2 protein-coding genes are annotated in these 12,661 nt (G+C 73.7%); one reads left to right on the top strand and one right to left on the bottom strand.

Annotated elements, in window-relative coordinates:
• Positions 1–114 precede the first annotated feature (114 nt).
• Positions 115–1,497 carry an aldehyde dehydrogenase family protein gene (locus tag F1734_RS15065; RefSeq protein WP_203010762.1) on the bottom strand — a complete coding sequence of 461 codons (1,383 nt, stop codon included), beginning with the start codon at positions 1,495–1,497 and terminating at the stop codon, positions 115–117.
• Positions 1,498–2,045: 548 nt separating this feature from the next.
• Here F1734_RS15065 and F1734_RS15060 point away from each other — a divergent pair.
• Positions 2,046–12,593: a type I polyketide synthase gene (locus F1734_RS15060; protein ID WP_203010761.1), complete on the top strand. Its 10,548-nt coding sequence runs from the start codon at positions 2,046–2,048 to the stop codon at positions 12,591–12,593.
• Positions 12,594–12,661: the final 68 nt, after the last annotated feature.

Raw genomic sequence — 12,661 nt, 5'->3', positions numbered from 1 at the left:
CGACCGGTCGATCCGTCCTCGGCCGTGTCGGTGTCCTCCGTTCCGGAGGGTGTCGGTGTCCTCCGTTCCGGAGGGTGTCGGTGTCCTCCGTTCCGGAGGGTGTCGGGGGACCGCTCAGAACAGTCGCCGCATGATCTTCAGCGCAGCCTGGGTGTAGGGCGGGTAGTTCATCGCCGGATCCGGACGGAACGGTTTGGCGAGCACCGCCTTGCGGTGGCTGAGCGCCTCGAAACCGTAGCGTCCGTGGTATGCCCCCATTCCGCTGGCACCCACGCCACCGAACGGCAGTTGTGGCGCGAGGACGTGCATGCCGACGTGGTTGATCACCACGGCACCCGCGCTGATTTGCTGCGTGATCTTCCTCTGGGTGCTCAGCGACTTGGAGAACACGTACGCTGCAAGGGGTTTGGGGCGGGCACCGACGAAGTCGAGGGCTGCGTCGACCGAGTCGACGGTGAGAATCGGCAGGATGGGCCCGAAGACCTCGTCCGTCATGACGGCGTCGTCGGGTGCCGGATCGACGATCACGGTCGGTTCGACGGTGAGAGAGTCACGATCGCACCTGCCGCCGGTGACGATGCGCCCGGTCGTGGACTCCAGATACGCCTCGAGCCGATCGAAGTGACGCTGGTTGACTACCCGCATCCCCGGCTGCGGTTCCTCGCTGCGGAACAGGGCGATCGTGTCGACGATCGTGTCGACGAGCGCGTCGCGGACGGACCGCTCGACCAGTACGTAGTCGGGCGCGATGCAGCTCTGTCCGGAATTGAGGAGTTTGACCCAGGCGATACGCCGCGCGGTGACCTCGAGATCGGCGTCCTCGGCGACGACGACGGGAGACTTGCCACCGAGCTCGAGGATCACCGGCGTGAGCTGCGGGGCGGCGGCGGACATGATCTTGCGGCCCACCTCGGTGCCGCCGGTGTACAGGGCGAGATCGAAACCCTGCGCGAGCAGACTCTGGGTGAGCTCGGCATCGCCTTCGGCGACCACGACGGCCTCCGGGTCGAGGTAGTGCGGAATCAGCCGGGCGAGCAGCGCGGACGTGGCGGGGGCCAGTTCCGACGGTTTGATCACGGCACAATTCCCGGCGGCCACTGCCGCGACGAGCGGACCGAGCGTCAGATACACCGGGTAGTTCCACGGTGCGATGATCAGGACCACTCCCATCGGCTCGTACTGCACCCAGCCGAGCGCGGGAAACTGGTTGAGCGACAAGGGCTTCGGTCGAGGAAGCATCCAGCGCCGGACCCGCTTGCGGGCGTAGGCGGCTTCGGCCCGGGTGGAAGCGAGGTCGGCGAGCCAGGCTTCGACCGCGTTTCGGCCCAGGTCCTCCTGTAGGGCGGCCGCAATCTCGGCCTCGCGCTCGTCGGCGAGTTTCTCGATGCCGCGGAGCTGGCGGATGCGCCATTCGGCATCGCGCGTGCGTCCGGTCGCGTAGGCCTTCCGCAGCCGGGCCAGCAGTTCTGCCGATGTGTCGGTATCTGTGACGGTCACGGGGTCCTCCAGGCGAAAGTCGAGGGTTGATGTGCGGTGGGCTTGTCGCGGCGGAACGGCGGACGGCGACACGGGCGGCCGGGGCGAGGTCGACGACGACAGAACCTCGGGTGCGGGCCGTCGCGATGCGCCGGCGCAAGCAGCACCCGGGCGGCGGCCCGAGCCCGCGGCGGCGGGTGGCACCGAGTCGGGCGGTGCCGCGCCGACGCTCGGTGCCCTGACATCCGGCTCTGTGCCCTGACATCCGGCTCTGCGCCCTGACATCCGGAGCGATGCCCATCGCCACAGTCTAGGACCGCTGGTGCCCTGCGGATACGTGTCGGTCAGCCCACGTCGGTGCGCGGCAAGAGCCCGACGAGCAACTCGATCGGAAGGCCGCGGAGGTCCCCGAGCGCTCCGGACGGTATTCGTCCGAGGCGCGCCCACAGTCGTCTCGCACGCCGCACCGGTCACACTCGCACGAGCAGATCGCTGTGTCCGGGTGGGGGGCGGCGGATACCATCGAGTTCTCGGCGCAGGCACGACGGCTCTCGGATTGGAGCTCGATTATGGCCGATGATGCGAAGCTCCTCGACTATCTGAAACGGGTGACCGCAGAGCTCTATCAGGCCCGGGAGAAGCTTCGCGAGGTCGAGGGGGTGAGCCGCGAACCGATCGCCGTCGTCGGGATGGGGTGCCGGTTCCCCGGCGGGGTCCGCTCCCCACAGGACCTGTGGCACCTGGTGGAATCCGGTACGGAGACCGTCGCCGCATTCCCCGCGGACCGCGGTTGGGAAGCGGCGGATCTCTACGATCCGACGGGCCGGCAGGCCGGCCGGACGTACACGGTGCACGGCAGCTTTCTCGACGATGCGGCGGGTTTCGACCCGGAGGTCTTCGGCATCTCGCCTCGCGAAGCACTGGCGATGGACCCGCAGCAGCGACTCCTGCTCGAGACGAGCTGGGAGACCTTCGAGCACGCCGGCATCGATCCGCGATCCGTGCACGGCAGGCAGATCGGCGTCTTCACCGGTCTGTCCGGGATCGACTACTCGGCACGGGCGGGCGGCGCCCCGCCCGAGGAACTCGCGGGCTACTTCATCACCGGCACCGCGATGAGCGTCGCCTCCGGCCGTGTCGCCTACAGCTTCGGACTGAACGGACCCGCGATCACCGTCGACACGGCGTGCTCGTCGTCCCTGGTGTCCGTCCACCTCGCCATGCAGGCGCTGCGCCACGGCGAGTGCGAACTCGCCCTCGCCGGCGGGGCGACCGTCATGTCGACGCCCGCGGTGTTCGTCGAGTTCAGCCGGCAGCGTGGACTGGCCCGAGACGGGCGCTGCAAGGCATTCGCCGCCGCGGCCGACGGCACGGCGTGGGGCGAAGGCGTCGCGATCCTCGCGCTGGAACGCCTGTCCGACGCCCAGCGCAACGACCGCCGGATCCTCGCCGTCGTCCGCGGCAGCGCGGTGAACCAGGACGGCGCCAGCAACGGCCTGACCGCCCCGAACAAGCAGGCCCAGGAACGGGTGATCCGGCAGGCCCTGACCGACGCCGGACTCGGCCCGGCCGACGTCGACGCGGTCGAAGCCCACGGCACCGGCACCACGCTGGGCGATCCCATCGAGGCATCCGCCCTGCTGGCCGGCTACGGCCGCGATCGGCCCCCCGACCGGCCGTTGTGGCTCGGTTCGGTGAAGTCGAACCTCGGGCACACCCAGGCCGCCGCCGGAGTGGCCGGCGTGATCAAGATGATCATGGCGATGCGTCACGGTGTGCTGCCGAAGACGCTGCACGTCGACCGTCCCACCCCCCACGTCGACTGGACCGCCGGATCGGTGTCCCTGCTCACCGAGAACCGGGAATGGCCGGCGACCGACCGGCCCCGCCGCGCGGCGGTCTCCTCGTTCGGCATCAGCGGCACGAACGCCCACGTCGTGCTGGAACAACCGGCCCCACCGCCGGACGCCGCGCTCCCCGAGGGGACCGACGGCTCGGACGACGTCGTGGCCTGGTTCGTGTCGGGCCACACCGAACCGGCGCTGCGCGCGCAGGCGCACCGGCTGCGGGACCACGTCGCCGGCCACCCCGAGCTGACCCCCGCGCAGGTGGCCGGCCCGCTGCTGACCTGCCGCGCGACCTTCCACCACCGCGCCGCCGTGCTCGGCGCCGACCCGCGCGCCCTGCTGTCCGGTCTCGACGCGCTCGGCCGAGGCGCCCCCGACCCCGGGGTGATCACCGGCGTCGCGGTCGAGGCGGGCGACCGGCCGGTGTTCGTCTTTCCCGGGCAGGGCGCACAGTGGGTCGGCATGGCCACCGCACTGCTGGAATCCTCCCCGCTGTTCGCCGACAGCCTGCGCGAGTGCGCCGACGCCCTCGCCCCGCACACCGAGTTCGCGCTGCTCGACGTGCTCCGCGACCGCGATCCGTCCGCCCTGGACCGGGCCGACGTCGTGCAACCGGCGCTGTTCGCGGTGATGGTCGGGCTTGCGCGGCTGTGGCAGGCACACGGCGTCGAACCGGCGGCCGTGGTCGGACACTCGCAGGGCGAGATCGCCGCCGCCCACGTCGCCGGCGCGCTGACCCTGCCCGACGCGGCGCTCGCCGTCGCGGCCCGCAGCCGCGTGATCACGGAATCGGCCCGCCGCGGCGGTGGCATGGCGTCGGTGGGTCTGCCGGCGGACGCCGTGCGGCAGCAGATCGAACCCTGGGCCGGGACCGTCGAGGTGGCGGCGATCAACGGTCCGGCCGCGACGGTCGTGTCCGGCCCTGGCGACGCCCTCGAGGTGCTGGTCGCGCGGTGGCAGGCCGACGGTGTCCAGGCCCGGCGCATCACCGTGGACTACGCCTCCCACTGCGCGGACGTCTCGGTGCTGCGCCGGCCCATTCTCGACGCTCTCGCCCCGATCACCCCGCAGCGTTCGCGGATCCCGTTCTACTCGACGGTGACCGGGGACGTGATGGACGGCACCGCACTCGACGCCGACTACTGGTACCGGAACCTGCGCCGACCGGTGCGCTTCGAAGACGCGACGAGGTCCCTGGCCCGCGACGGGTACCGGCTGTTCGTCGAGTCGGGCAGCCATCCGGTCCTGACCGTGCCGCTGCAGGAGACCCTGGACGCGGCCGGCGTCGCGGGTCGCGCCCTCGGCACCCTCCGCCGCGACCGGGCGGGCCTGCGTCAGTTCACCGCCGCCCTCGCCGAGGCACACGTGTCCGGGGCGCACATCGAGTGGGGCCGGGTCGGGTGGGCTCGCCGCGCCGGTCACCGGCAATGGGTGGACCTGCCCACGTATGCCTTCCAGCATCGCCGCTACTGGCTGGACGGAGGCGCGCCCCGACGTGATGCCGCAGCCGGCATGGACGCCGGGGACCACCCGATGCTCGCCGCCTCGGTCGAGCTCGGCGACGGTCGCGGCGCCGTGTTCACCGGCGTGCTGTCGCCGCACCGACTGCCGTGGCTGAACGAGCACGCCGTGGACGGCACCGTCGTGCTGCCCGGCACGGCGTTCGTCGAACTCGCCCTGCACGCCGGGCACCGCGCCGGCTGCAGCCGTCTCGCGGAACTCACCCTCGAGACACCCGCGACGATTCCCACCGGTGGGGAGCTCGCGGTGCAGGTCGCCGTCCTCACCGCCGACGACGCCGGGCACCGCACGGTGTCGGTGCACTCCCGTCCGGCGGACGCCGCGGCGCAGACCCCGTGGACCCGGCACGCCGTCGGCACCCTCACGGCGGCGGTACACACCGCGCCCGTTCCGATCCGGCCGTGGCCCCCGGCCGATGCGACGCCGATCGACGTGAGCGGCCTGTACGACGCGCTCGACGAGACCGGATACGGGTACGGGCCGACGTTCCGGGGCCTGCGCGCGGCGTGGCGCCGCGGTGACGACCTGTACGGAGAGGTGCGCCTCGGGGGAGAGGACCCCGCCGCGACGGTCGCCGGGTACGGGATCCATCCGGCGGTGTTCGACGCGGCACTGCACCTGATCGCGTTCGCCGCCGCCGCGGCCGGCGCCCGCGACCTGCGGCTGCCGTTCGCCTGGGACGACGTGCAGCTGCACGCCGTCGGCGCCGTCGCCCTGCGCGTGCACATCGCCCCGGCCGGACCCGAACGGTACCGGGTGGCCGCGTACGACACCGCCGGCCATCGCGTGCTGACCGCGCAGTCGCTGGCGCTGCGGCCGTTCGCCGGTCCGCGCACCCCGGCCGCCGCGACCGGCACCGGCCTCTACCGCGTGGAGTGGATCCCGGTCGACGCCGGCGCCGCGCCGACGGCGGATCTCACCCCGCTCGGGGAGGCGCTCACCGGCGGCGATCCCGCCGGCCGCGCCCTGCTGCTGGCCGGGGAACCGGGCGACGAACCCGACGTGCCGACGCGCGCGCACGCCGCCGCGGAGGCGGCGTTGCGGGCGGTACAGGCGTGGCTCGCCGACGACCGTCTCGCCGAGACCCGACTGCTGGTGACGACGCGGCGCGCCGTGACGGTCGCCGACGACGAACCGATCGACGTCTGCGCCGCGCCCGTGTGGGGGCTGATCGGTGCGGTGCAGAACGAACACCCGGACCGGATCACCCTGGTGGACCTGGACCGGCCGCCCGGTGACCTTCCCGATCCCGGTGTGCTGTCCGCGGCCCTGGCCTGCAACGAACCACAACTGGCGGTCCGCGCCGGGACACTCCTCGCGCCCATGCTCGCGCCGGCGGCGCCCACCACCGATGCGCCGCACGGGGATCCGGTGCCGTTCGGCCCCGACGGCACCGTCGTCGTCACCGGCGGCACCGGCACCATCGGCCGGCTCGTCGCCCGTCACCTCGTGCGGCGGTACGGGGTGCGCCGGCTCGTGCTGACCGGCCGACACACGGTCCGCGCCGAGCGGGCAGCGGAACTCCGCGCCGAGTTCGCCGACGCGGGCGCCGAGATCCGCGCCGTGGCCTGCGACGTGGCCGATCGAGCCGCGGTGGCGGCCTTGCTCGATGCGGTCCCCGACCTGTCGGGTGTCGTCCACGCCGCCGGGGTGCTCGACGACGCCACCGCCGCCACCTTGACTCCGGACCAGCTGCACGCCGTCCTGCGCCCCAAGGTGGACGGTGCCTGGCATCTGCACGAGCTCACGCGCGATCGCGGTCTCGCGGCGTTCGTGCTGTTCTCCTCCGCGGCGGGTGTGCTCGGCGGCGCCGGCCAGGCGAACTACGCGGCGGCCAACGTCTTCCTCGACGCGCTCGCGCAGCACCGCCGCGCCGAGGGGCTACCGGGACTGTCCCTGGCCTGGGGGCTGTGGGACCGACCCAGCGGGATGACCGCCCATCTGAATGCGGCCGATCTGGATCGGTTGCAGCGCACCGGCATAGACACCCTCACCCCGGAGGCCGGGCTGGCCCTGTTCGATGCGGCACTCGCCGCGAACCGTGCGTTGACGGTGCCGATACGGCTCTCCACGCCCTCCCGCAGGCCCGACGGCGAGGCCCTTCCCCCGATCCTGCGCCGAGTGCTCGGCCCGTCCCGCCGGCGCGCCGCGGCCGCCCCGTCGGCCCCCGGCCTCGCCGACGAGCTGCGCGCGCTCGACCCCGCCGAGCGGCACGCCCGGGTCCTCGACATCGTCACCACGCACGTTGCGGCGGTGCTCGGCCACGACGGGAAGGAGGCCATCGATCCGGAGCGTGCCTTCAAGCACCTCGGCTTCGACTCGCTCACCGCGGTGCAGCTACGCAACCAGCTGACGACGGCCACCGGGGTGCGGCTGGCCGCGACGGTGGTGTTCGACCACCCCACCGCGGACGCGCTCGCCCGCGAGATCGCGGCCCGGCTGCTCGGCCCCGAGGACGACCCGCACCCGGCCCCCGCGGCGCGCCGGCACCGCGACGACGACCCGATCGCGATCGTGGGAATGGCCTGCCGATACCCCGGTGGGGTCTCCTGCCCGGACGAGCTGTGGCGCCTCGTCCGCGACGGCCGCGACGCCGTGGGCGCGTACCCCGACAACCGCGGCTGGAACCTCGACGAGGTGTACGACCCGGATCCCGAGCGCAGCGGCACGACCTACATGCGGGCCGGCGGCTTCCTCCACGACGCCGACCGGTTCGACGCCGCGTTCTTCGGGATCAGCCCCCGCGAGGCCGTCGCGATGGACCCGCAACACCGACTGCTACTCGAAAGCGCCTGGGAAGCACTGGAACACGCGCGAATCCCGCCGAACTCACCCGGTCTCACCGACACCGGCGTGTACGTCGGAATGATGGGCGGCGACTACGGATTCCACCTCATGACCCGGCGACACACCGACGCCGAGGGCTACCTCATGACGGGCACCAGCAACAGCGTCGCCTCCGGCCGGATCGCCTACTCGCTCGGCTTCACCGGTCCCGCGGTCACCGTCGACACCGCGTGTTCGTCGTCGTTGGTGGCGCTGCACCTCGCGGCACGGGCACTGCGCGACGGCGAATGCACCCTCGCGCTGGCCGGCGGGGCGACGGTGATGGCGACCCCCGGCGTGCTGATCGAGTTCAGCCGCCAACGCGGACTCGCCCCGGACGGGCGGTGCAAACCGTTCTCCGATCGAGCGGACGGCACCGGGCTCAGCGAGGGCGCGGGCATGGTCGTGCTCGAGCGGCTGAGCGACGCCCAGCGCCACGGCCACCGGGTGCTGGCCCTGATCCGCGGCTCCGCGGTCAACCAGGACGGCGCCTCCAACGGCCTCACCGCCCCGAACGGTCCGTCGCAGGAACGGGTGATCCGGCAGGCGCTGGCCGACGCCGCCCTCGACCCCGCCGACATCGACGCGGTGGAGGCCCACGGCACCGGCACGACACTCGGCGACCCGATCGAAGCCCAAGCGGTGCTCGCCACCTACGGGCAGCAACGCGACGGCCGGCCGCTGTGGCTGGGGTCGGTGAAGTCGAACATCGGCCACTCCCAGGCGGCGGCCGGGGTGGCCGGCGTGATCAAGATGGTGATGGCGATGCGGCACGGCGTGCTGCCGCCGAGCCTGCACAGCGACGCCCCGACCCGGCACGTCGACTGGACCGCCGGCGAGGTCGCCCTGCTCGCCGACCCGATCGCGTGGCCGCAGACCGGACGACCCCGCCGCGCCGGCGTCTCCTCGTTCGGCATCAGCGGCACCAACGCCCACCTGATCCTCGAGCAGCCCCCCGACGTCGCCGCCCCACCGGCCCCGCCCCGGCCGGCGTCGCCCCTGGTGTGGGTGCTCTCCGCCAAGACCGACGAGGCGCTGCGCGCGCAGGCCGCCCGGCTGACCGACCTCCTCGACACGCAGTCCCCGCCCGACCCCGCCGACCTCGCCTACTCGCTGGCCACCACCCGGTCCGGCTTCACGCACCGCGCCGCCGTCACCGGCGAGACGCTCGCCGACCTGCGCGACGGCCTGACCCGCCTCGCCGAGGGACGCGCAGGCGGCAACGCCGTCACCGGGACGAGCACCCGTGGGAAGACGGCGTTCATGTTCACCGGCCAGGGCGCGCAGCGGATCGGAATGGGCCGCGGCCTCTACGACACCTACCCGGTGTTCGCCCGCGCCCTGGACGAGACCTGCGCCGCGCTCGACGAACACGTCGACACCCCGATCCGGCAGGTGCTCCGGGGCGACGCGGACGACGCCGCCGCGAAACTCGACCGCACCGAGTACACCCAGCCGGCCCTGTTCGCCGTCGAGGTCGCCCTCTACCGACTACTGCGGGAATGGGGCCTCACACCCGACTACCTGATCGGGCATTCGATCGGAGAACTCGCCGCGGCCCACGTCGCGGGCGTGTTCAGCCTGCCCGACGCCGCCGCCCTGGTGGCCGCGCGCGGACGACTGATGCAGGCCACCGCCCCCGGGGCGATGATCGCCGTCCGGGCACGCCCGGAGGACATCCGGTCGCGGATCGACGGCCGAGTCGACCTCGCCGCGGTCAACGGCGCCGAATCCGTGGTGCTCGCGGGGGCCGCGGCCGACGTGCACACCGTCGCCGCCGAACTGTCCACCGCAGGGATCCCGGTCACCCCGCTGCGGGTCGAACGCGCATTCCACTCGGCGCTGATGGACCCCGTCCTCGACGAGTTCACCACCGTCGTGTCGAGCACGGCGGCGCAGCCGCCGACGATCCCCGTCGTCTCCACCCTCACCGGGCGCGTCGCCACGGCCGAGGAACTGACGTCACCGCAGTACTGGCGCCGGCACCTCCGCGACGCCGTGCGCTTCCACGACGGCATGCGCACCCTCGCCGAACTCGGCGTCACCCGCTGCGTCGAGATCGGACCCGGCGCGGGCCTGGCCGCCCACGCCGCCGAGGTCGTCGCGCACCCGATCGCCGCGCTGCCCGGGCGCGGGGACGACGCCCGGGGGTTCGTCGAGGCGGTCGCCGCCGCGTCCGTGCAGGGCCTGACGATCGACTGGGATCGGGTGCTGCCCGGCCGCCCGGTGGACCTGCCCACGTACGCCTTCCGGCGCCGCTCCTTCTGGCCGTCGGCGCCCGCACGCACCAGCGGTGATCCGACGGAGCTGGGGTTGAGCCCCGCGGAGCATCCGCTGCTCGGCGCGGCCGTGACCCTCGACGACGACACCACCGTGTTCACCGGAGCGCTGTCCCGGCACCGGGATTCGTCGCTCGCGGCGCCGCAGCCCGACGACGGCGCTCCACCGACCGACGCTCCGCAGACGCTGATACCAGCCGTCCTGGTCGAGCTGACCCTGCACGCCGCCCACCACGTCGGGTGCGAGCGCATCGCCACTCTCACGCTGCACCACCCCCTGGTCCTCCCGGCCGCGGGGCTGCTGCCGATCCGGGTGCTCGTGTCGCCCGCCGGCGACGACGGCGCGCGCACCGTCACCGTCTCGTCGAACATCGGACCGGCCGACGGCCCCTGGGTGCGGAACGCGTCGGCGACCGTCGACGACGTGCCCGCAGCGCCACCGGACCGGCTCCCGGGCGACACCGCGACCGAGGTGCGCCTCGACGACGACCTCGACCCGAGCGGCTTCGGCATCCATCCGCACCTGCTGCAGGCGGCGCTCGACCCCGTCCTCGGCCCGGACGACTGGCCGCTGACCTGGTCGGGAACCCGGCTCCACCGCACCGGTGCGCGGGCGGTGTCGGTGCGGTTCGGGACGGGCGAGGACGGGCGGCATCGCGTCGTCGCCGCCGATGCCGACGGCGCGCCGGTGCTGATCGTCGAGGCGCTGCACGTGACACCCCGGGCGGACGACGGGCACGGCGCGGGCCCGTCCGGCGCGCGGCGACTGCACCGGCTGGCCTGGACCCGAATCGACGACGTCCCGTCCGCGCCGCCGCCCGGGCCGCTGGTCGTGCTCGGCGACGCGGATCTGGGCTCGAGCTTCCCGCGCTGTCCCGACGCGGCGGCGCTGCGCACCGCGAGGGCAGCCGCTCCCGACGACGGGCGGCCCTGGGCGGTGCTGGTGGGATGCGGCACCGACGGCGACCCGGGGCCGGAGGCGACCCACCGCCTGTGCGCCCGGACGCTGCGACTGCTGCAGGACTGGCTCGACGACGCCGAGTTCGCCGACAGCGTGCTGGTGGTCGTCACCCGCAACGCGGCGGCCACCGGGGAGGAGGCCGACGGGCACGACGTCGACCTCGCGGCTGCGGCCGTGTGGGGTCTGGTGGGCTCCGCGCAGAACGAGAACCCGGGGCGGTTCGTGCTGCTCGACCTCGACCGGGAGACGGACGTGGACGTGGCGATCACGTCGGCCGTGGCCAGCGGGGAACCGCAGGTCGCGGTCCGGGACCGAACGGTGCTCGTGCCCCGACTGCGGCGCATGCCGGCCGTCGAGCGGTCCGGACCGCTGTTCGATCCCCGCGGCACCGTGCTCGTCACCGGCGGCACCGGCACGCTGGGAACGTCGGTGGCGCGCCACCTCGTCAGCGCACACGGGGCGCGGCACCTGGTGCTGACGAGCCGGCGCGGACCCGACGCCGAGGGAAGTGACCGGCTGTGCCGCGAACTGCGCGGTGCGGGCGCCGAGGTGACCGTCGTCGCCTGCGACACCGCCGACGAGGCGGCACTGGCGGGGCTGTTGGCCCGGATCCCCGCCGAGCACCCCCTGACCGCGGTGATCCACGCGGCCGGTGTCCTCGACGACGCCACGCTCACCTCGCTCACTCCCGACCGGCTCGACGCGGTGCTGCGGCCGAAAGTGGACGCGGCCTGGCACCTGCACCGGCTGACCGCCCGGGTCCACGCCTTCGTGCTGTTCTCGTCGCTCTCCGGGGTCCTCGGCGCGCCCGGGCAGGCGAACTACGCGGCGGCGAACCGGTTCCTCGACGCCCTCGCCCAGCACCGGCGAGCCCAGGGCCTGCCCGCGGTGTCGATCGCGTGGGGAATGTGGGCACCGCCGAGCGCCATGACCGGCAGGCTCGGCGCGGGGGATCTCGCCCGGGCCCGCCGCAGCGGTCTGGTTGCGATGAGCGAGGCCGACGCCCTGGACCTGTTCGACAGTGCCGTCGCCGGCGACGCCCCCGCGGTGGTGGGGGCCCGGCTCGAGCACCCCGATCCGGCCGGGCCGTCCGTTCCCGCCCCGCTGCGCGGACTCGTGCGGCAGTCGCGGCCCCGCGCGGCGGGATCGGGGTCGGCCGTGTCCGGACCGAACGGATCCGGGCCGTCCGAGTGGGCGCAGCGGCTCACCGAGCGGCCGGTGCCGGAACAGCGGCACCTCGTGCTGGAGCTGGTGCGAGCCGGCGCTGCCGCAGTCCTGGGCCACGATGCGTCGGACTCGGTCGATCCCGACCAGGCGTTCAAGGAACTCGGCTTCGACTCGCTCGCCGCGGTCGCCCTGCGCAACCATCTCGGTGCCGCGACCGGTCTGCGGTTGCCGCCGACGGTGGTGTTCGATCATCCCAGTCCCCGGGCCGTCGCCGAGTTCCTGCGCGCCGAGCTGGTCCCGGATCCGGTGTCGGTGGCCGTCGCCGGGATCGACCGCCTGCGGGCGGCCGTCGCCGAACTCGGCGCCGACGACGAGGCACGCGCGGCGGTCGCGCGGCGGCTCGAAGCCCTGCTGGCCGACCTCGAGGGAGCCGAGGGGAGCCGCGCCGACACGGTCGGCAGGATTCACGCCGCGACCGGTGACGAGATCCTCGACATCATCGACCGGGGTCTGTGAGCCGGCGAGCGGTCTCCGAGTGACCGCGGAGGAGGTGGTCTGCGCAACGAACGCCGGCCCCTCCGGTC

This window comes from Rhodococcus ruber, from assembly GCF_016804345.1.
Classification (GTDB): Bacteria; Actinomycetota; Actinomycetes; order Mycobacteriales; family Mycobacteriaceae; genus Rhodococcus; species Rhodococcus ruber.
Note: the sequence above shows the minus strand (reverse complement) of the source record. Positions and strands in the feature narration are given on the sequence as shown.